The organism is Roseateles asaccharophilus, assembly GCF_031458115.1.
Lineage (GTDB): Bacteria > Pseudomonadota > Gammaproteobacteria > Burkholderiales > Burkholderiaceae_C > Pelomonas > Pelomonas asaccharophilus_A.
On sequence record NZ_JAVDXV010000001.1, the window covers coordinates 772,562 to 791,581 of the forward strand.

Consider the following 19,020-nt stretch of genomic DNA (forward strand, 5'->3'; position numbering starts at 1 on the left):
TCAAGGCTTCGGGTAGGTGCCGGCGACGAGGATGTCGCGCGTCACGTTCGTCAGCTCGCGGTGGCCGCAGAAGGCCATGCTGACGTCCAGTTCCTTGTGCAGCATCTGCAGCATCTTGGTGACGCCGGCCTCACCCATCGCGCCCAGGCCGTAGACCATCGCGCGGCCCACCATCGTGCCCTTGGCGCCCAGCGCCCAGGCCTTCAGCACGTCCTGGCCGGAGCGGATGCCGCCATCCATCCAGACCTCGATCTGGTGGCCCACCTCGGCCACGATGGCCGGCAGCGCGTGGATGCTGCTGGGCGCGCCGTCCAGCTGGCGGCCGCCGTGGTTGCTGACGACAATGGCGTCGGCGCCGGCCTGCACGGCCAGCTTGGCGTCTTCCACCTCCATGATGCCCTTCAGGATGAGCTTGCCGCCCCATTGCTGCTTGACCCAGGCGATGTCCGCCCAGCTCAGGCGCGGGTCGAACTGCTCGTTGGTCCAGGCCGAGAGGGACCGCATGTCGCTGACGCCCTTCACATGGCCCACCAGGTTGCGGAAGGTGTGGCGCTTCGTGCCCGCCATGCCCAGCACCCAGCGCGGCTTGGTGGCCAGGTTCAGGATGTTCTTCAGCGTGGGCCGCGGCGGCGCGGTCAGGCCGTTCTTCAGGTCCTTGTGGCGCTGGCCGATGACCTGCAGGTCCAGCGTCAGCACCAGCGCCGAGCACTTGGCGGCCTTGCAGCGGTCGATCATGCGCGCCATCGCGTCGCGGTCGCGCATCATGTAGAGCTGGAACCAGAACGGCGACGAGGTGTTCTCGGCGATGTCCTCGATGGAGCAGATGCTCATCGTCGACAGCGTGAACGGGATGCCGAACTTCTCGGCCGCACGCGCGGCGTGGATCTCGCCGTCGGCGTGCTGCATGCCGGTCAGCCCGACGGGCGCGATGGCCACGGGCATCTTGGCGTCCTGGCCGATCATCTTCACGGCCGTGCTGCGGCCTTCCATGTTCACCGCCACGCGCTGGCGCAGCTTGATGGCCTGGAAGTCGGCCTCGTTGGCGCGGTAGGTGGTCTCGGTCCAGGAGCCGGAGTCGGCGTAGTCGTAGAACATGCGCGGCACGCGCTTCTCGGCGAGTTGGCGCAGGTCTTCGACGCAGGTGATGACGGGCATGGCAGGGCAGGGTTGGGCGTGCAGCGGTGGATTCTCGGCTGCATCGGCGACCCCGTGGACGCGGGCCGCGAGTTCTCAGCCCCTTGAGTGTTTGCGCCCCGGGCGGCGCGGCGGCTCAGAAGTCCAGCGTCGTCGGCCCGGCGTCGCGCGATGGCGGGCGCAGGTACTGGCCCAGCGTGCCGGCCACGGCCACGACGACGCCGGCCGCCAGCTGGCCGGCCTGGCGCCAGCGCCGCGGCGGCGGCTCGCGGCGCGGTCGGGCCTGCGTGGCCGCGTGCACCAGCGCCAGCTCCTGCTGGCGTTCATTGAGCAGGTAGACCAGCCGGTGCGGGTCGGCAAAGCGCACGGACAGCGCGCGCACGGCCTTCAGCTCGCGCCGCTGCACGCGCACGCCCTGCGGCCGCAGCGCGCAGCCCAGCGTGCGGCTGCGCAGGTACAGCGCCTTGGCGGCCAGCCGGTCGGGCAGGCAGCCCACGCCGGCGAACAGGCAGCTGGCCAGGTTGAAGCAGGCCTCCGCATGGCCCAGCGCGGCGGCGGCCACATAGGCCTGCAGGCCGCGGTCCTCGTCGGTGGGTCCGCCGCGGCCGGTCATCAGCACGCGGCCCAGCTGGAAGTGGCCGATGGCGCTGCCGTTCGCGGCGGCGCGCTCCAGCAGCGCGCGCGCCTGCACCGGGTCGGCAGGCAGGCCCAGGCCTTCGAGTTGGCACAGGCCCAGCATCGCAACGCCGTCGTGGTCGCCGGTCTCGGCGGCAGCGCGGAACCAGCCGGCCGCGCGCCGGTAGTCCGGCGGCGTGGCGTGGAACAGCGCCAGCCCCTGCTGCAGGGGCTGGACCGCGATGGGCATGCCGGGGGGCGAGGCTCGGTGATGCATGGAGCCCGGATTGTTGTGGCGGCCCGCGCCGCGGCCCGGCCGGCGGCCGTGAGAAATCTCACGAACCATCGGCGCGCGAACGTTGTCAGCGGCGCGCCACCTGCCAGGCGCGCGCCGTCGGCACGATGCGCGGGTCGTAGCCGCCGGCGATCAGCGCGCGGCCATCGGGCAGCGCGGTCGCGGTGCTGAACGACAGCTCGTCGCCGATGGCGCCGCGCAGCGTCGTGAAGGCCGGCGTGCCGGGCGTCCAGACCTCCACATCGTTCGCGTTGCCGGCGATCAGCACGTCGCCACTGGCCAGCACGGCGGCCGCGGCGGCGATCTTGTACCGCGGGTGGGCCAGCGCCGGACCGGGCTCGAAGCGGCCGGTGGCCGGGTCCCAGATCTCGGTGCTGGCCAGGCGGCGCCCTTCCTCGCAGTTGGGAGAGCCGGCGATGACCATCACGCGGCCGTCCTGCAGTGCCAGCGCGGCCAGCTTGCAGCGCGGCTCGCGCAGCGAACCGGTGGGCGTGAAGCGGCCGCTGGCCGGGTCGTAGATCTCGGCGCTGGCCGTGGCCCGGTGGCGGCCCACCAGCCCGCCCACCAGCAGCACGCGGCCGTCGCGCAGGCGCACGGCGCCATGGTGGGCGCGCGGGCTTTGCATTGCGCCGGCCGGGGCGAGGCGGCCGGTGGCCGGGTCGAACAGTTCCGTCGCGGCCGTGGGCTGGTTGGTGCGCTGCGCGCCGCCGGCGATCAGCACGCGGCCGTCGGCCAGCGGCGTGGCGGTGCCGTCCATGCGCGGCGTGGCCATGGCGGGCGCGGGCGTGAAGCGGCGCGTGGCGGGGTCGAACACCTCCACCGAGTCGGTCACGGCGGCGCCGGTCCAGCCGCCCGCCACCAGCACGCGGCCGTCGGGCAGCGGCGCCGCGGTATGGGCCACGCGGGCCTCGCGCATCGTGCCGGCCGGCGCATGGCGGCCGGTGGCCGGGTCGAACAGCTCGGCCGAGCGCTGCACGCCGTCGCAGTTGGCCTGCGCGCAGCCGCCACTGAGCAGTACCAGGCCTTGCGCCGTGGCCGTGGCCTGGTGGGCAGCGCGGGCGCTCAGCATGGCCGTGGCGTTGCTGACGCTGAGTAGCGTGGCGGTGGGCGAGGGGGCGGCGACTAGCGTGGCGGCGGGCGCCAGCCACAGGGCGAATGCAAAGGCCTTCATGCGTAGCAGGTCGCCGCGAGGCGCCGGGTGGTGGGGCGCCCATGTTGCCCGCGAGCTGCCGCGCGTCCAAGCCCCACGGTGCTGTAATTGCGCCATGAGCTTCCAAGCCCTTGCCGACCACGCCCTCTCGCTGCCGGGAGCCACGCAGGACGTCAAGTGGGGCGCCGACTGGGTGGCCAGCGTGGGCGCCAAGATGTTCTTCGTCGCCGGGCCGCACCCGGGCCCGTTCACGGGCTGCAGCTTCAAGGTCGACGAGCACCGCTTCCTGGAGCTGACCGGGCTGCCCGGCCTCAAGCCCGCGCCCTACGCGGCGCGCTACCACTGGGTGGCCGTGGAGAACGCAAAGGCGCTGCCGCTGTCGGAGCTGAAGGCGCTGGTGACGCGCTCGCACGAGCTGGTGGCGGGCAAGCTGCCGAAGAAGAAGCGGGTGGAACTGGGGATCTAGGAACCCTCTGCCGCGCAGGCTCCTAGCGGCCGGCCGCCGACCGCTCGCGCGCCTCGTGCAGCGTGGCCAGCGTGATCTTGCGCACCTCGGCCTTGCTCTGCTCCACATGGCTGCGCAGCAGCATCTGCGCCTGGTCGACCTTGCGCTGCATGACGGCGCGCAGGATCTTGCCGTGCTCGGTGTAGGTGGCCTCGATGCGGTGGCCGCGCGTGAAGTCCAGGTGCCGGATGATGCGGATGCGCTCGGTCACGTCCCAGTGCACGCGGGCCATCTCGGCGTTGCCGGCGGCGCGCACCAGCGTCGCGTGGAAGGCCTCGTCCAGCTGGCCCACCTCGCGGCCGTCGGTCAGCCGCTCGGCGGCGGGCACCAGCCAGATGGCCTTCAGCGACTCAAGCTCCGGCGGCGGCGTGCCGGTGTGGGCGCACAGCTTTGCCACCGCGGCCAGCTCCAGGATGATGCGCAGGTCGTAGAGCTGCTCCAGCCGGCCGAAGTCGATGGGCCGCACGGACCAGCCGGCCTTGGCCTCCACGTCGAGAAAGCCCTCGTTGCGCAGCCTGAACAAGGCCTCGCGCACCGGCGTGCGGCTGACGCCCAGGCGCAGGCCCAGCTCGGCCTCGGAGAAGCGATCGCCGGGCACCAGCTGGAAGTCGTTCAGCTCGGCCTTGAGCCGGGCATAGACCTGCTCGGCCAGGTTGGGCCGGGCCGGCGTGGGGGAATCAACTGCAACCCGCATGCGATCGATCTTAGCGAGCGGGTGGTGTGAGCAGGCTCACGTGCGCGGCGACGACTTTCCAACCGTCGGGCATGCGCACCCAGGTCTGGCTTTGCCGGCCTATGGCCGGGTTGCCGTCGCGGTGGAACTCGGTCATCGCGGTGGCGAAGTCGCGGCCGTAGGTGGTGATGACGGTGCGGCTCAAGGAGCGCGCCAGCCCGGCCGGCGAACGCGCCGCGCGGAAGGCCTGGATCTCGGCATAGCCCAGCAGGTTCTCGCCGGTGCCGTAGCGCACGGTGTGCGGCGAGTTCCAGAACAGCGCGTCCAGCACGTCGACCTTGTTGTTGACGAGCGCGTCTTCGTACGCGTCGAACATCGCTTGCATCTCGGCCAGCACGTCAGGAAGGTTGATGTCGGTCATGGATTGGCAACGGGGGCGCTGAACACGCCCGCCTGCTCCAGCGCGTGGGCGACGCGCAGCGCATGGTCTTCGCGCCACGGCGCGGCAATGATCTGCACGCCGATGGGCAGGTGCGCGTGTACGCCCCACACCGGTGCTGCGCACACCGGCAGGCCGATGCAGGAAATGGGCTGGGTCAGCAGGCCCAGGCTGGGTCGGGCCGGCAGCCGCTGGCCGTTGACGTCCATCCACTCGCTGCCGATCTCGGGCGCCACCACCGGCGTGGCCGGCGCGATCAGCACGTCCACATCGCGCAGCAGTTCGGCCGCGCGCAGCGCGAACCAGCGGCGCACGCGCCGGGCCTGCTGCACCCAGGCGGCGGGCAGCAGCGCGCCGGCCAGGAAGCGGTCGCGCGACAGCGGCTCGAAGTCCTGCGCGCGGGTGCGCAGGTCGTGCAGGTGCAGCGTGGAACTCTCGGCCTGGCTGATGAGGAACGCCGCCGCGCGGGCGCGCTGCGCCTCGGGCAGCTCGACGGTGGCCAGGCCGCCCAGCGCCTGCGCGACGCGGTCCATCGCCGCGCGGGCGTCGGGGCCGGCGTGGTCGTGGAAGTAGCCGCCCAGCCGCGCGATGCGCAGCGTGCCTATGCCTTGCGGCAGCGTGGCATGCGTGGCCTCCCCGGCGCGCCGCACGCAGCCCGGGTCGGCGGCGTCGAAGCCTTGCAGCGCGTCGTAGGCCAGGGCCAGGTCTTGCGCCGAGCGCGCAAAGGGGCCCAGGTGATCCAGGCTGGTGACGAACGGATAGCTGCCGTTGCGCGGCAGCCGGCCATAGGTGGGCTTGAGTCCGAACACGCCGCACAGCGACGACGGCACGCGGATGGAGCCGTTGGTGTCGGAGCCCAGCGTCAACGGCACCTGGCCCGCCGCCACCGCTGCGCCACTGCCGCCGGACGAGCCGCCGGCCACGCGCGTGGGGTCGTGCGGGTTGCGCGTGGGGCCCTCGTGGCTGTTCTCGGTCGTGAAGCCGTAGGCGTACTCGTCCATGTTCAGCGCGCCCACCAGCACGGCGCCGGCCGCGTCCAGGCGCTGCACCAGCGGGCCGTCCTGCGCGGCCGGCGGGCGGTCGCGCTCGATCTTCGAGCCGGCCAGCGTGGTCAGGCCTCGCACGTCGAACAGGTTCTTCACCGCATAGGGCACGCCCAGCAGCGGCAGCGCGCGCACGGCGGTGTCGCCGTCGCGCAGCCGGCGGTCCAGCACCTGGGCGGCCATCAGCGCGCGGGTGGCGGTGAGGTCGGTGAACGCGTTGACCGTGCCGTCGGTGGCGGCGATGCGCGCGAGACTGGCCTGCACCAGCGCCTCGGCGCTGACCTCGCGCTGCCGCACGGCGGCGGCGATGGCATGGGCGGGCTGCTGCAGCAGCGCGTCGGCCGTCATGCGAGGTCTCCCGGTGCGATGGGAGCAAAGGCTTCGGCGGGCTCGTCGTGCGTGGCCAGCGGCAGGCCGTTCACCAGCGCCGCCATCTCCGCCGCCAGCCCGAAGTAGCGCAGCACGCCCGGCCGGTGCTCGGGCGCCAGCGGCAGCGCCAGCAGCGCCGCCGTGGCGTCCACGTAGGCCTCGGCATCGTTCACCGGCGCACCTCACGCTGGAAGATCTCCAGGCTCAGCTTCTTCGCGTTGACGAAGCTGGGCTCCGACAGCGTGGCCACCGTGCGCGGGCGTGGGTCGTCGTAGGTCAGGATCTCGGCGACCTTGGTGGGCCGCTTGGTCAGCAGCAGCACCTCGTCGGCGAGATACACGGCCTCTTCGAGGTCGTGCGACACCAGCATCATCGTCACGCCGGTCTGCATGAACACCTCCTGCAGCTTCTCGCGGATGAAGAGGGTCATCTCGAAGTCCAGCGCCGAGAAGGGTTCGTCCAGGAACAGCACCTCGGGCTCGGGCGCCAGCGCGCGCATGATGGACGCCGTCTGCTGCTGGCCGCCGGAGAGTTCATACGGGTAGCGGTTCAGGTCGAACTTGACGTCGAAGCTCTCCACCAGCTCGGCCATGCGGCGGTCCACCTCGGCCTTGCTGCGGCCTTCCATCTTCAGCGGGTAGGCGATGTTGTCGATGGTGCGCATCCACGGAAACATCGCCTCGCGGTAGTTCTGGAAGACGTAGCCGATCTTGGTGTCCTTCAGCGTCTTGCCGTCGAACAGGATCTGGCCCGAGTCGATGGGGATGAGCCCCGCGATCATGTTGATCAGCGTGCTTTTGCCGCAGCCGTTGGGGCCGAAGACCGACACGATCTTGTGCTTCGGAATGTCGAGGTTGAAGTCCTCGTACAGCGGCCAGCCGGCGAAGTATTTCGTCAGCCCGCGGATGGTGATGTGCGTGCCGGCCGGGCCGGGCTGGAAGGGGCGCTGCGGCACGTCGGCCACGACGGGGGCGTTCAGGACTGCGTTCATCTGCCACTCCAATGGACGATCTTGCGTTCCAGCACCAGGAACAGGATGTTGAGCACATAGCCCAGGATGCCCGCGGCCAGGATGGCGGCGTACATGGTCTTCACGTTCAGCACCTGCTGCGCGTCGATGATGCGGTGGCCCAGGCCGTTGTCGGAGCCGATGAACATCTCGGCCACGACGACGATGACCAGCGCCATCGACACCGCCGAGCGCAGGCCTACGAAGCTGGGCTGCAGGCTCTCCCACACCAGCACGTCCTTGAAGATCTGCCAGCGCGACGCACCCATCACCTTGGCCGCCATGACACGCTGCTTGCGCGCGTTGATGACGCCGTAGGCGCTGTTGAACACGACGATCAGCAGCGCGCCGAAGGCCGCGATGGCGACCTTGTTGATGTCGCTCACGCCGAAGATCAGCAGGAACAGCGGAATCAGCGCCGACGACGGCGTGGAGCGGAAGAAGTCGATCAGGAACTCGACGCTGCGGTAGGCGCGCTCGTTGCTGCCCAGCAGCACGCCCAGCGGCACGCCGATGACGGCCGCGATCAGGAAGGCCTGCACCGTGCGCCACACGGTGACGGCAAAGTCCGTCAGCAGCGGGCCGCCGGCGAGGCCGCCGATCAGCGTCTGCAGCGTGGCGGCGGGCGGCGGCAGCAGGATGGGCCGGATGAGGCCGAAGCGCACCACCAGGTCCCAGATGATGAACAGGATCAGCGGGCCGATGAAGGGCAGCAGCTTGCCGGCGCTGAAGCGCGGCAGGCGCACGGGCGGCTGGCCGGCGGCGGCGCTGGTCCTTTGCCACGGCGGCGTGGCGGTTGGGTTTTGTTCCATGTCAGGTGTCCATTCCGTGGTTGCGTCGCGCGTTTCGGGCCGAGCGCCGGGCCGCTCCCAAGCCGGCCCGTCTGGCGATGTGCGTGCGGCTCAACGCCGCATGCATCGCCGTCCCCTCGGGGGACCGGCTGGGTTCGCCTGCGTTCAGCAGTGAGAGACCGGACGAGGGGCTCACGCTCATGTCAGGCTTTGTAGAGCAGGGTGGTCACGTCCAGCTTCTTCTCGAACACGCCCTTCTCCGTGAAGAGGTCGAAGAACTTCTGGAAGGCCGCCACGTCGCCGGGCTTGAACTCGTTGTAGAGCATGTAGGAGGCCAGCGGCACCTCGCCGGTCAGCGGGCCTTCGATGGCGGTGTAGCCCTTCAGGAACTTGCGCGCCTCGGCGGGATCGTTGCGCACCAGCGCGATGCCTTTCGCGTAGGCGGCGATGTACTTCTTCGCCAGCTCGGGGTTCTTCTTGATGAACTCGGTGGTCAGCGTGGCCGAGCCGCCGTGCCAGGGCGCCAGCGGGTCGCCCAGGATGTACTTGGCGATGACGCCGGCCTCCAGCAGCCTTGTCGTGCCGTTGAGCCGACCCACGGTGCCGGTGGGTTCCAGCGTGTAGACGGCGTCCACCTGGCCGGCCGCCAGCGCGGCCACGTGCTGGCCGATGGGCAGCTCGGTCACGCTGGTGCCGGCGGCGCCGGCGCGCTCCAGCACCGTCATCGCCAGCACCTTGTTCTGGATGCCGGGGCCGCTGGCCACGCGCTTGCCCTTCAGGTCGGCCAGCGTCTTGACGGGGCTGTCCTTGGGCACGAGGAACTGGTCCAGCACGTACTTCGCGTTGCTGGGGTTGGTCGCGATGATCTTGAACAGCCCCGGCGACGCGATCTCGCCCACGCCCAGGTTGCCCGAGCCCGTGCCGTTGGAGCTGCCGTCGCAGCGGCCGGCCAGCATGGCCTCCATCACCTGCTGCGCGCCGGCGAACTTCAGCGCCTCCACCTCCAGCCCGGCCTCCTTGAAGTAACCCTTCTCCACGGCCGCGTAGAAGGGCAGGCCGGCCGCCACGGGCCAGTAGCCGATGCGGATCTTGGTGGGCGCTTGCGCGCGCAGCACGGCGGGCGCACCCAGCGTGGCCACGGCGGCCGTGGCGCCGAGCAGGGTGCGGCGGCGGGGGTGGAACGAATCGGTCATCGTCGGCTCCTTGGTTGATCGGGTGAGTCAGTCGCGGCGCTGGTCGGCCATATAGGCCCGCCAGCCGCCGTAGGGGGTGATGTCGGTGGCGTCGGCCAGCGCCAGGCCTTCGCAGATGAAGCCGTGCACGCTGCTGCCATCGGCCAGTTGCACGCTGCCCAGGCCCAGCGGCGCCGGGATCAGCGCCAGCAGCGAGCCCACATGCCGCAGCGGCACGTTCCAGACCTCGACGGCGATGGAGGCGCCGCCGGCGCCGACGCGCTGCAGGCCGGGCTTGGGCGGCACCGTGCCGCGCAGCGCGTGCAGGCGGTAGCAGGGCGCCGTGGTGGTCGCTTCGCGCAGCGTGGCACCGCGCTCGGTGAGCTGGCTGTTCAGCGGCATGCCCGACAGGTGGGCGCCCACGACGGCCAGCGGCAGCGTGGGCTCGCTGGCCGGCCACACCGGCGCGGGTTGCCGTTCGCGCCGCTGCTGCGTGGCGCCCAGCGGCAGCGCCGTGGCGGCCTGCCAGCCCATGCCGAAGCGGGCCAAGGCCGCATCCGCCTGCCTGGGGGCGATGAAGGTGACGCCGAACGGCAGGCCGCGCTCGTCAAAGCCCCCCGGCAACGCCAGTGCGCACCAGCCCAGCAGGTTGACGAAGTTGGTGTAGCGGCCCAGGCGGGTGTTCACGCCGACGGGGTCGGCGTCCAGCGCCGCGAAGCTGGGGTGGCGGGGTGCCGTGGGCACCATCATCACGTCCACGTCTTGCCACAGCGCGGCCGTGTCGCGCTGGGCGGCGCGCAGCGCGTACTGCGCCTTGAAGGCGTCGGTGGCCGTGCGGCCGATGGCGCCCTCGATGACGCGGCGCACCGTGGCGTCGATGGCCTGCGGGTCGCGCGCCAGCAACTCCTGCACGACGGCATGGCGCTCGGCCACCCAGGGGCCGTTGTAGAGCAGGTCGGCCACCGCGTGCAGCGGCTGGAAGTCCAGCGGCACGATCCGGTGGCCCAGCTCCTCGGCCAGTTGCAGCGCCATCGACCAGGCGGGCGTCTGGGCTATGTCGTCCACCTCGGGGGCCATGGGCACGCCGATGCGCAGCTTGGCGGGCAGCTGTGCGGGGCCGGGCTCGAAGCGGCTGTACTCGTCTCGGGCGTCCACGCCTTCGATGACGGCCAGCACCGTGGCGGCGTCTTCCACCGTCAACGCGAACACCGACACGCAGTCCAGCGTGCGGCAGGCCGGCACCACGCCGCTGGTGCCCACGCGGCCCGGCGTGGGCTTCAGGCCGACGAGGTTATTGAAGCTCGCCGGCACGCGGCCCGAGCCGGCCGTGTCGGTGCCCAGCGAGAACGCCACTTCGGCGCGCGCCACCGCCACCGCCGAGCCCGAGCTGGAGCCGCCGCTGACGCGCTGCGCGTCGAAGGCGCTGTGCGGGCGGCCGTAGGGCGAGCGTGCGCCGACGAGGCCGGTGGCGAACTGGTCCAGGTTGGTCTTGCCCAGACAGACGGCGCCGGCGGCGATGAGGCGCTGGACCGTGTGGGCGTGGGTGGCCGGCGTGTAGGCGAAGGCGGGGCAGGCGGCCGTGGTGGGCATGCCGGCCACGTCGATGTTGTCCTTGGCGGCGAAGGGGATGCCGAACAGCGGCAGGCGGGACAGCAGGGCAGCACGGTCGTTGTTGGCTGCGGCGAGTTGGGCTTCGAGGGCGGCGAGCTGGGGCTCTAGCTCAGCGGCAGTGGCCTTGTGGATCCAGGCGGCGGGGTCTTGCTGGCCCAGCGCGGCGAGCTGTCGGGTCAGCAGTTCGCGGGGTGAGGCGCCGGACAGGTAGGCCTGGCGCCAGTCGCTGATCGTCAGAAGAGGGCTTTGCTCGGGCATGGTGCACTCGCTGGTATACAAGTTGGTATCCAGCATCAAGCGTGCCAGCGGGAGCGGTTTTGTTGGGTTGGGTGGTTTGCCGGGCGTCGTGGGTGTGGGAGCTTGGCTGGCCGGTGTTGGAGACGTTTGCCGCTTCGCTGCGGCTTGCATCAGCTTGGTGTGACCGTGCACTGTTCAGGCGCGCTTCGGGCCGCTGTGTCTGAGCGCGCGAGGTCCAGCCGGGAGTTCGCCCCGGCGGGCGACCTACTTTCTGAGCGACCAGAAAGTAGGCAAAGAGTCGCCCCCGCTCCGTCGCCCCTCCGCTGCGCTGCGGGGTCCCCTGCGATGCTCGAAGCCCAGGGCCGCGCTGAACTCACTTCGCTACGCTCCGTTCAAACAGTCATCGCGAAGTCAGTGCTTGAAGCGTGCTGCGCACGCGCCCTGGGCTCCTGCGCTTCTCGGCTCCTCCAAAGGGGGTGAAGGAACAGCCGAGCAGCCGAACAGCCAATGCAGAAAGCACAAAGGCCGTCGTCCCGACGGCCTTTGTTGTGGGTAGCTGGCTTACTTGCCGGGTGGGGGTTCCCACAACTCCAGCTTGTTGCCCTCGGGGTCCATGACCCAGCCGAACTTGCCGTACTCGGACTCGTCCACCTTGTCCTGCACGTCGCAGCCCTCGGCCCGCAACGCCGCCAGCAGCGCATGCAGGTCCGCCACGCGGAAATTGATCATGAACGGCGCCGTGCTGGGCGCGAAGTAGTCCGTGCTGTCCTTGAACGGGCTCCAGATCGTCGTGCCCGTGGGGCTGTCGTCGGCCCACTGGAAGGCAACGCCACCCCATTCGCTGACGTCCAGCCCCAAGTGCTTCCGATACCACTCGCCCAAGGCCTTGGGATCCTTGGCCTTGAAGAAGATGCCGCCGAGGCCGGTGACGCGTTTCATAGTAACTCCTCCTGTTGAATAATGTTATTTATTTCTGATGCTGCTGACCAATTTTGCTATTTGCTCGACTCCATCAAGAGTTGATGGGATTGCGCCGGCTTCAGGTGTGATCGCGCTGAAGATTAAATTCTCGAACTTTTCCAATGCGCTGGCGTCATCTTTCTTGATCTTTGTTGAATATTCGGAATAACTTTGAATGAATTGACATAGTGTAATGCACAAATCAATTTGTAATAATTGATTTGTGCAATTTTTGTAGTTTATCAATACAATTCTGAAGAAATACAAAAGAATCAACTCTAGCGCAAGGGTTGGTAGTGAGTAGAGTAGAACGCTTCGGTGTAGGTCAATTGTGTTGGTGAGATTGCTGGAAATCCAAAGCTGGGCTGCTACGGGTAGGATCATGACAAATCCCAATGCTATTGTTGAAAGGAAAGCGCGCAGTTTCTCCCTACGTTTCTCTTTGGCTAACGCTTCGAAGCCTTTGACTAAACCGACAAAATTGTAGGCTGTTTGAATTTTTGAGAGTCCGGAGCGGAATGTCTCGATTTGGGCGTCCCTCTCAGCCAACTCCTGGTCCCATTTTTCTTTCAGGGTCTTGGCGGCCAGTGCTGTTTGAGTAAATGCTTTGAATTCAACTAGCGCGGGGCTATTTATTATTTTCTTGGTGATGGAAATGGGCGTGAGGTAGTTTGCATACACCAATTGTCGACGATGTTGGTGTGGAAATTCCTCAATGTTTTCGTCCACAAAGCTCTTTGCGCCTCGAAGCTCCATGCTGAGTTCTCCTTCTTGGGAGAATTCAAGTTCGCAAATGAAGCGATATGCGGCGGTAAAAATTGACAGTAATGTCTCTTTGTCGGTCTTGTTAAGATAATCTCGAATTTGTGCAAAAAAGTGGTCGCCAATCCACTCAATGTTGACCGCGCAATGCTGGTCGAAAGCAATTCCGTTGTGAGTCATGATCCTGATGATCACTCCGAGTGGAGTCGTTACATCAGGAGTTGGTCTGTCTGGAATCTTTATACTCTCGATTTCGCGGTGAAAACGACGCAGCGTCGTATGGTTGTCTTCAGAGCTGAAATAGCTTGCTGTGGCCATATTTATTTACTCCCCGAGTCGCCATTTACACCTGAATTGAGGCGCGCAAGCACGGAGTCTCGCGCTCAATGAGACGTGGCGTAATCGCAGTCAACCCTGACGTGGCGGCGAAACCAGCAGAGCATTCGGAAAACTAGCTGTTTGCTCAGGTGGTCCGATCCGTTTCGGGAGTTCATCCCCGACTCCACCGACTCGGAATCGTCCAAAACGCCAGCAACGCCAGCAGCACGCCCGCCGCCACCGCATGCGGTGCATCCAGCGGCGCCAACTGGCTGGAAGTCAGCAGCCCCGCTGCCGCCAGCGCCGCCACGCTGCTGGCCAGCCATTGCGAGCGCCGCACCCAGCGGGCCCAGTAGCGCTGCTGCCCCGAGACGCGCGGCGGCAGTGCGGCCATCACGCGCAGGTTGAAGCCGGCGTCGTCAGGTTCGTCGCCGCGGTGCAGTTGCTCACGCAGCCGGGCGTCGAAGCCTGTGTCTTGGTCGTCGAGAGGATGTTCATTCATGGGGTGTTCTCCCAGGCCTGCAGTTGGGCGCGCAGCTTGGTCTTGGCGCGCAGCAGCTGTGTCTTGACGGTGCCCAGCGGCCAGCCCAGCACCTGGGCGGCTTCGGCGTGGCTGAGGTCGGCGCCGTAGCACAGCAGCAGCGCGTGGCGCTGGGGCTCGCTGAGCTGGCTCATGGCGCGGTCGAGGTCGATGCGCCAGTCGGCGCCGGGGGCGAAGTCGCTGTCGGCGCCGAGGTCGGGCGGGGCGTCGTCAACCCGCGGCAGGGCCGGCCGTTCGGCCGACAGTGCGGAGTAGGCCAGCCTTGTGAGCCAGGTGCGAAAGCGCGCCTCGCCGCGGAACTGCGGCAGCGCGCGCCAGGCGCGCACGAAGGCTTCCTGCGCGAGGTCGTCGGCGCGGGCCTGGTCGCCGCGGCAGACGCGGCCCAGCAGCTTGCGCAGATAGCCCTGGTGCGCCTGCACCAGCGCCGCGAAGGCCGTGCGGTCGCCGGCGACGGCGCGGGCCACCAGGCGGGCTTCGTGCTCGGCCGCCGTGGCCGCCGCTGCGGGCGCGGCCGGAACGCCGGAGGTCACGGCTGCTGCTGTTGCTGAGGCTGCTTGCGCTCTACGGCCCAGTACACCGCCAGGCCGATGCCGATGAACAGCGGCAGCAGGCCGATGCTCCACAGCCAGAGGTCGGGCGTCATCACCGCGAACATGCCCATCAGGCCGAAGCCCACGCCGATGTTGATGACGGCGGGGATGAGGATGCGGTTGGGGTTGGCCTGCGCGCGGCGGGCGTGCTGCCAGTCGCTGTCCTGCACCTCGCCCAGCAGCTCGGGCGGGATGGGCTGGCCGGCGCGCGCCAGTTCGCGGATGGTCTCGTGCCGCTGGCGCTCGCTGTGCGCCTTGCCCAGGTAGTGCGCCACGATCGCCACGATGGGGATCAGCAGCGACAGGATGGGGATCATCAGCGGGCTGACGAGGTGGAAGTTGTCGAAGAACATGGCGGCTCCGGGAAGCAACAGGTGGATGGTGCTTCCTTGGAGCGGCCGGGCGGCCGGTTTGGATTCAGCCGGCGCTAAAAAAGTTCAGCGACGTGGGCGATGCGCTATCGCGCCGCACCGAAGTTCTGGGTCCAGTAGGTACGGTAGCTGGTGTTGGCGTTGCCGGACACGCAGGCCACGCCGATGTCGCGGTATTGCGCGTTCATCAGGTTGGCGCAGTGGCCGTCGCTCTTCATCCAGCCGTCCATGACCTGGGCGATGCTGCTCTGGCCGGCGGCGATGTTCTCGCCCACGGTGCGCCAGTTGTAGCCGGCGGCGGTGGCGCGGTCGCCCACGTTGCTGCCGTTGCTGCCGGTGTGGCTGAAGAAGTTGCGCGCGACCATGTCGTCGCTGTGGCCGGCGGCGGACTGCGCCAGCGCGGCATTCCAGGTCAGCGCGGCCACCGGCGGGAACTGGCCTTGCGCACCGCAGCTGGCCCCGGCGGCCCGGCGCGCGTTGACGGCCTCCAGCATGTCGGCCTGGAAGTTGGGAATGCTGCAGGTCAGGCGCGTGCCCGGTGTGGGGGGCGGCGGTGCGGGTGTCGGGCTGGGCACGGGGCTGGGTGTCGGCGTGGGCAGGCCGGCCACAGGCGGCGGCGCGGGTGAGTCACTGCCGCCGCCCCCGCAGCCGGCCAACACAAGCAGGCCCGCCAGCACGGCCGCGGGCGCGGTGAGCGGCGCCGGGCAGGGCGCGAGGGGGCGGATGGCGGCAGGGCGGGCACTCATGAAGACAGCGTGGCACGCCGCGGCGCGGTGCTGGTTACCGGTTGCTGCCGGCTGAGAGGCGCAGCAACCTCCCGTCACACCTGAGGTACAGGATCGCGCGATGTTGCGCGCCGGGTTTCAACCGGTTCAGAGCTGCCACCACGCCGGCAGCAGCGCGCGCACCTCGGGCCGGCGAAAGCGTTGGTCCAGCAGCCAGACCCAGCCCTTGTCGTCCACCGAGCGCAGCACGCGGCCGGCGGCCTGCACGACCTTCTGCAGGCCGGGCACGAGGTCGGCGTAGCCGTGATCGGCGCCAAAAATCGTGTCCAGCTGCTCGCGGATCTGGTCTTGCAGCGGTGACACGGGCGGCAGGCCCAGCGTGGCGATGAAGGCGCCGATGAGGCGGGTGCCGGGCAGGTCCACGCCTTCGGCGAACGCACCGCCCAGCACGGCGAAGCCGATGCCGCGGCCGTCCGGCACGAAGCGGTCCAGGAAGGCGCGGCGCGCGGCGTCGCCCATGCTGCGGGCCTGGCTCCATTGCGGCAGGTCCGGGTGGCGCAGCGCCAGCCGCGCGGCGGCCTTGTCCAGGTAGTCGAAGCTGCTGAAGAACGCGAGGTAGTTGCCGGGGTGCTGCCGGTACTGCGTGGCGAGCACGTCCACCAGCGCATCCAGCGATTGCTCGCGGTGCTCGTAGCGCGTGGACAGGTTGGCCACCTGCACCGTCAGGTGCTCGGGCGGGAAAGGCGCGGGCACGTCGATCCAGGCGGTGTCGTCAGGCAGGCCAAGCAGGTCGCGCGGGTAGTCGGGCGGGCCCAGCGTGGCCGAGAACAAGGTGACGCTGCTGATCCCCTCGAAGCGCTCCTTCAGGAAGTGGCCCGGCACGATGCAGCGCACGGACAGCAGCACGTCGCGCACCTCGCCGGTGTCTATGGGCTCATCGTCTTCCAGCAGCGACAGGTTCAGCGGCGCGTCCTGCACCGCCACGCGGCCGGCCGTGCGCTGCAGGTCGCACAGCGAATGCGTGTCCAGGCGGTCCAGCAAGCGCTGCAAGCCCAGCACCTCGAAGTAGAAGTCCAGCATCGCGCCCACTTCCAGCGGGTGGTTCTGCACATGCTCGCCCAGCACGACGTTGACGCGCTGCAGCGCCTCGGCCAGCGGCTCGGGCACTTGCGGCAGTGGCTGGTAGTCCTCCACCTGGTCGCGGCCCAGCCGGGCCAGTTCGCCGGCCAGGCGGCGCAGCGCCGGCTGCAAGGCCTTGGGCGCGGCGGCCACGGCCTCGCGCACGCGGGCCAGGCTGAGGCTGACGCTGTACATGTCGCGCGCGCGGTCGATGAGGTTGTGCGCCTCGTCCACCAGCAGCGCCAGCTTCCAGCCCTGCGACTGCGACAGGCCGTAGAGCTGGCCGTAGGGGTCGAAGGCATGGTGCACGTCGCCCACCACCACGTCGGCCCAGCGCAGCAGCTCCTGGCCCAGGTAGTAGGGGCAGACGCCGTGCGTCAGCGCGATGCGGCGCTGCGCCGGCGCGTCCAGCCATTGCGCCTGCACGGCCTCGGCGCGGGCGAGGGGCAGCCGGTCGTAGAAGCCGTTGGCCAGCGGGCAGGCGTCGCCGTGGCAGGCCTTGTCGGGGTGCTCGCAGGCCTGCTCCTTGGCCACCAGCGTCAGCATGCGCAGGTGCTTGCTCGGCATGGCCTCGTGCAATGCCTGCAAGGCCTCCTGCGCCATGAAGCGGCCGGTGCCCTTGCAGGTCATGTAGCCGATCTTGTCGAACTGTTGCTGCGGCATGGCGCGCAGCAGCGGGTACAGCGTGCCCAGCGTCTTGCCGATGCCGGTGGGCGCCTGCGCCAGCAGGTGGCGGCCGTTCACGGCCACGCGGTAGACGGCCTCGGCCAGCAGGCGCTGGCCCGGCCGCAACTCACCCTTGGGGAAGGGCAGCGCGGCCAGCGCCGCGTCCCGCGCGCTGCGGTGTGCGGCCTCCTGCGCGGCCCAGGCCTCGAAGGCGCGGCAGCGCGCCTCGAACGCGGCCTGCAGCGCGGCTGCGGTGAGCTTGTCACGCAGCACCGTTTCGTTCTGCGTGTCGGCGTCCACATAGACCAGCGCCAGCTCCAGCTCTTCCAGCCCGCGGTCGGCGGCGATCAGCGCGCCATAGGTCTCCAGCTGCGCCCAGTGCAGCGCGCGGCGGTTCTCGGGGATGAGGTCGACCGGGCCGCGAATGGTCTTGATCTCCTCCAGCCGGTTCACGTCGGCCTCGTAACCGTCGGCGCGGCCGCGCACGCGCAGGTTGCCCACCTGGCCTTCCAGCGGCAGCTCGATCTCATAGCCCGGTGAGCGCCGCGCCAGCACGGCCAGCTGCATGGCCTGGCCTTCCAGCGCGGTGGCGGACGGCGTGAAGCGCCGGTCCAGGCTGCCTTCCTTGGCCGTGAACTCGCACAGGCTGCGGACGGAGACGGTGTAGGTCCAATCGGCCATCAGAAGAGAGAGAGGTTTTCTCTTGCCGGTTCCGTGACGCGTTCTTTGGCGGGCGCAGCCGGCTGCACCTCGCTGGCATGCACCAGGTTGCCGATGCGCACGCCCATCAGCCGCAGCCGCTTGTCGAACTTCACGCGCTTCAGGCACAGGCCCACCGCGTGGCGGATGTCGGCGGCGCTGCTGATCGCGGCCTTGACGGTCTGGTCGCGCGTGACGGTGATGAAGCCCTCGAAGCGCAGCTTGATGCCTACGGTCTTGCCGGCGTAGCGCTTGCGTTCCAGGTCGCGGGCCAGGCTCTCGCACAGATCATCCATGATGCTGCCCAGCAGCGCGCGATCGTGCACCGCGCTGAGGTCGCGCTCGAAGGTGGTCTCGCGGCTGATGGACACGGGTTCGCTGAACGTGACGACCGGGCGGTTGTCGCGGCCATGCGAGGCGTTGTGCAGCCACTGGCCGTAGCTGTCGCCGAACTGCTCGACGAGCCAGGCCGGCGAGGCGGCGGCGATGTCGCCCACGGTCTCCAGCCCCAGCTTGATCAACTTCTCGCTGGCCTTGGGGCCGATGCCGTTGATCTTGCGCACGCCCAGCGGCCACACGCGCGTGGGCAGGTCGTCCATGGTCAGCACGCTGATGCCGTCGGGCTTGTCCAGCTCGCTGGCGATCTTGCTGAGCAGCTTGTTGGGCGTGACGCCGATGGAGCAGGTCAGGCCCGTGGCCCGGCCCACCGAGTTCTTGATCTCGCGCGCGACGGCCTTCACGCCGCCCAGCGGGTCGTGGCCCACGGCGTCGCGCACGCCGGGCACGTCGGTCAGGTCGATGTAGATCTCGTCGATGCCGCGATCCTCGATGACCGGCGCGACCTCGGCCACGGCGGCCTTGAAGAGCCGCGAATACTTGCGGTAAGAGTCGAAGTCGGCCGGCAGCAGGATGGCGTCGGGGGCACGGAGTGCGGCCTTCATCAGGCCCATGGCCGAGAACACGCCCAGGTCGCGCGCGGCGTAGGTGGACGTGGTAACGACGCCGCGGCCGGTGTAGTCGCGCAGCTTGGAGTAGACCCAGCTGCCGTCCTCCAGCTGGCGCGGCGCATCGGCCCGCCGCCCGCCGATGACGACCGCCTGGCCCTTGAGCTGCGGATAGCGCAGCAGCTCGACGGACGCGTAGAAGGCGTCCATGTCGAGGTGGGCGATCCAGCGCTCGGGCAACTGCATGTCAGTGGCGCGCGGCCGCCCGAAGCCGCTGACGCG

General features: G+C 69.2%; 20 protein-coding genes. 1 reads left to right on the plus strand and 19 read right to left on the minus strand.

Translation table 11 applies throughout. The features are described from left to right. From J2X21_RS03465 to J2X21_RS03475, 3 genes are all read right to left on the minus strand, one after another. Positions 1-1,155, minus strand: coding sequence for an alpha-hydroxy acid oxidase (locus J2X21_RS03465; RefSeq protein ID WP_310324893.1), 1,155 nt, complete (start codon positions 1,153-1,155; stop codon positions 1-3). A 115-nt stretch (positions 1,156-1,270) separates the two neighbouring features. Then, positions 1,271-1,999 (minus strand): tetratricopeptide repeat protein, encoded by a 729-nt coding sequence (locus J2X21_RS03470; RefSeq protein ID WP_310324896.1) that lies wholly within the window; start codon positions 1,997-1,999, stop codon positions 1,271-1,273. A 112-nt stretch (positions 2,000-2,111) separates the two neighbouring features. After that, a complete protein-coding gene (locus J2X21_RS03475; RefSeq protein WP_310324898.1) occupies positions 2,112-3,215 on the minus strand; it encodes a Kelch repeat-containing protein in 1,104 nt (367 codons plus the stop codon). Positions 3,216-3,309: 94 nt separating this feature from the next. On the opposite strand from J2X21_RS03475, the gene J2X21_RS03480 reads away from it, so the two are divergent. Continuing rightward, the gene (locus tag J2X21_RS03480; RefSeq protein ID WP_310324901.1) at positions 3,310-3,660 is read left to right on the plus strand and encodes an MmcQ/YjbR family DNA-binding protein; all 351 of its coding nucleotides are present in this window, start codon (positions 3,310-3,312) and stop codon (positions 3,658-3,660) included. Between the two features lie 22 nt (positions 3,661-3,682). Here the strand turns inward: J2X21_RS03480 and J2X21_RS03485 are convergent, their stop codons facing one another. The 16 genes from J2X21_RS03485 to dinB form a co-directional block, all read right to left on the minus strand. Beyond that, the gene (locus tag J2X21_RS03485) at positions 3,683-4,393 is read right to left on the minus strand and encodes a GntR family transcriptional regulator (protein ID WP_310324905.1); all 711 of its coding nucleotides are present in this window, start codon (positions 4,391-4,393) and stop codon (positions 3,683-3,685) included. Between the two features lie 10 nt (positions 4,394-4,403). Beyond that, on the minus strand, positions 4,404-4,793 hold the full coding sequence (gene hpxZ / locus J2X21_RS03490) for an oxalurate catabolism protein HpxZ (protein ID WP_310324908.1): 390 nt from the start codon (positions 4,791-4,793) through the stop codon (positions 4,404-4,406). After that, positions 4,790-6,202 (minus strand): AtzE family amidohydrolase, encoded by a 1,413-nt coding sequence (locus J2X21_RS03495; RefSeq protein WP_310324912.1) that lies wholly within the window; start codon positions 6,200-6,202, stop codon positions 4,790-4,792. Before J2X21_RS03495 ends, hpxZ begins: the two co-directional genes overlap by 4 nt. Next, positions 6,199-6,396, minus strand: a complete 198-nt coding sequence (locus tag J2X21_RS03500; protein ID WP_310324915.1) for a DUF4089 domain-containing protein — start codon at positions 6,394-6,396, stop codon at positions 6,199-6,201. Before J2X21_RS03500 ends, J2X21_RS03495 begins: the two co-directional genes overlap by 4 nt. After that, positions 6,393-7,214, minus strand: coding sequence for an ABC transporter ATP-binding protein (locus J2X21_RS03505; protein WP_310324918.1), 822 nt, complete (start codon positions 7,212-7,214; stop codon positions 6,393-6,395). The genes J2X21_RS03500 and J2X21_RS03505 overlap by 4 nt, the downstream gene beginning before the upstream one ends. Beyond that, positions 7,211-8,044, minus strand: a complete 834-nt coding sequence (locus J2X21_RS03510) for an ABC transporter permease (RefSeq protein WP_310324921.1) — start codon at positions 8,042-8,044, stop codon at positions 7,211-7,213. Before J2X21_RS03510 ends, J2X21_RS03505 begins: the two co-directional genes overlap by 4 nt. Positions 8,045-8,226: 182 nt before the next feature. Continuing rightward, positions 8,227-9,216, minus strand: coding sequence for an ABC transporter substrate-binding protein (locus J2X21_RS03515; protein WP_310324923.1), 990 nt, complete (start codon positions 9,214-9,216; stop codon positions 8,227-8,229). Positions 9,217-9,243: 27 nt separating this feature from the next. Further along, positions 9,244-11,100: an allophanate hydrolase gene (gene atzF / locus J2X21_RS03520; RefSeq protein WP_310324924.1), complete on the minus strand. Its 1,857-nt coding sequence runs from the start codon at positions 11,098-11,100 to the stop codon at positions 9,244-9,246. A 504-nt stretch (positions 11,101-11,604) separates the two neighbouring features. Next, on the minus strand, positions 11,605-11,982 hold the full coding sequence (locus J2X21_RS03525) for a VOC family protein (RefSeq protein WP_310324927.1): 378 nt from the start codon (positions 11,980-11,982) through the stop codon (positions 11,605-11,607). A gap of 24 nt (positions 11,983-12,006) precedes the next feature. Further along, positions 12,007-13,083 carry a hypothetical protein gene (locus J2X21_RS03530; RefSeq protein WP_310324929.1) on the minus strand — a complete coding sequence of 359 codons (1,077 nt, stop codon included), beginning with the start codon at positions 13,081-13,083 and terminating at the stop codon, positions 12,007-12,009. Positions 13,084-13,255: 172 nt separating this feature from the next. Next, positions 13,256-13,585, minus strand: a complete 330-nt coding sequence (locus J2X21_RS03535) for a hypothetical protein (protein WP_310324931.1) — start codon at positions 13,583-13,585, stop codon at positions 13,256-13,258. Next, the gene (locus J2X21_RS03540; RefSeq protein WP_310324933.1) at positions 13,582-14,154 is read right to left on the minus strand and encodes an RNA polymerase sigma factor; all 573 of its coding nucleotides are present in this window, start codon (positions 14,152-14,154) and stop codon (positions 13,582-13,584) included. Before J2X21_RS03540 ends, J2X21_RS03535 begins: the two co-directional genes overlap by 4 nt. Beyond that, entirely contained in the window at positions 14,151-14,567 is a 417-nt protein-coding gene (locus J2X21_RS03545; RefSeq protein ID WP_310324935.1) for a DUF6249 domain-containing protein, read from the minus strand. Before J2X21_RS03545 ends, J2X21_RS03540 begins: the two co-directional genes overlap by 4 nt. Before the next feature lie 104 nt (positions 14,568-14,671). Continuing rightward, the gene (locus J2X21_RS03550; RefSeq protein ID WP_310324938.1) at positions 14,672-15,331 is read right to left on the minus strand and encodes a CAP domain-containing protein; all 660 of its coding nucleotides are present in this window, start codon (positions 15,329-15,331) and stop codon (positions 14,672-14,674) included. A 126-nt stretch (positions 15,332-15,457) separates the two neighbouring features. Beyond that, positions 15,458-17,776, minus strand: coding sequence for an ATP-dependent DNA helicase (locus tag J2X21_RS03555; protein ID WP_310324941.1), 2,319 nt, complete (start codon positions 17,774-17,776; stop codon positions 15,458-15,460). Beyond that, complete coding sequence (gene dinB / locus J2X21_RS03560; RefSeq protein ID WP_310324943.1) at positions 17,776-18,984, minus strand: DNA polymerase IV; 1,209 nt, start codon at positions 18,982-18,984, stop codon at positions 17,776-17,778. The genes J2X21_RS03555 and dinB overlap by 1 nt, the downstream gene beginning before the upstream one ends. Positions 18,985-19,020: the final 36 nt, after the last annotated feature.

Excerpts from the sequence above, each read along its gene's own strand:
- J2X21_RS03465 (WP_310324893.1), bottom strand. The coding sequence starts at position 1,155 with ATGCCCGTCATCACCTGCGTCGAAGACCTGCGCCAACTCGCCGAGAAG.
- J2X21_RS03470 (WP_310324896.1), bottom strand. The coding sequence starts at position 1,999 with ATGCCCATCGCGGTCCAGCCCCTGCAGCAGGGGCTGGCGCTGTTCCAC.
- J2X21_RS03475 (WP_310324898.1), bottom strand. The coding sequence starts at position 3,215 with ATGAAGGCCTTTGCATTCGCCCTGTGGCTGGCGCCCGCCGCCACGCTA.
- J2X21_RS03480 (WP_310324901.1), top strand. The coding sequence starts at position 3,310 with ATGAGCTTCCAAGCCCTTGCCGACCACGCCCTCTCGCTGCCGGGAGCC.
- J2X21_RS03485 (WP_310324905.1), bottom strand. The coding sequence starts at position 4,393 with ATGCGGGTTGCAGTTGATTCCCCCACGCCGGCCCGGCCCAACCTGGCC.
- hpxZ (WP_310324908.1), bottom strand. The coding sequence starts at position 4,793 with ATGACCGACATCAACCTTCCTGACGTGCTGGCCGAGATGCAAGCGATG.
- J2X21_RS03495 (WP_310324912.1), bottom strand. The coding sequence starts at position 6,202 with ATGACGGCCGACGCGCTGCTGCAGCAGCCCGCCCATGCCATCGCCGCC.
- J2X21_RS03505 (WP_310324918.1), bottom strand. The coding sequence starts at position 7,214 with ATGAACGCAGTCCTGAACGCCCCCGTCGTGGCCGACGTGCCGCAGCGC.
- J2X21_RS03510 (WP_310324921.1), bottom strand. The coding sequence starts at position 8,044 with ATGGAACAAAACCCAACCGCCACGCCGCCGTGGCAAAGGACCAGCGCC.
- J2X21_RS03515 (WP_310324923.1), bottom strand. The coding sequence starts at position 9,216 with ATGACCGATTCGTTCCACCCCCGCCGCCGCACCCTGCTCGGCGCCACG.
- atzF (WP_310324924.1), bottom strand. The coding sequence starts at position 11,100 with ATGCTGGATACCAACTTGTATACCAGCGAGTGCACCATGCCCGAGCAA.
- J2X21_RS03525 (WP_310324927.1), bottom strand. The coding sequence starts at position 11,982 with ATGAAACGCGTCACCGGCCTCGGCGGCATCTTCTTCAAGGCCAAGGAT.
- J2X21_RS03530 (WP_310324929.1), bottom strand. The coding sequence starts at position 13,083 with ATGGCCACAGCAAGCTATTTCAGCTCTGAAGACAACCATACGACGCTG.
- J2X21_RS03535 (WP_310324931.1), bottom strand. The coding sequence starts at position 13,585 with ATGAATGAACATCCTCTCGACGACCAAGACACAGGCTTCGACGCCCGG.
- J2X21_RS03545 (WP_310324935.1), bottom strand. The coding sequence starts at position 14,567 with ATGTTCTTCGACAACTTCCACCTCGTCAGCCCGCTGATGATCCCCATC.
- J2X21_RS03550 (WP_310324938.1), bottom strand. The coding sequence starts at position 15,331 with ATGAGTGCCCGCCCTGCCGCCATCCGCCCCCTCGCGCCCTGCCCGGCG.
- J2X21_RS03555 (WP_310324941.1), bottom strand. The coding sequence starts at position 17,776 with ATGGCCGATTGGACCTACACCGTCTCCGTCCGCAGCCTGTGCGAGTTC.
- dinB (WP_310324943.1), bottom strand. The coding sequence starts at position 18,984 with ATGCAGTTGCCCGAGCGCTGGATCGCCCACCTCGACATGGACGCCTTC.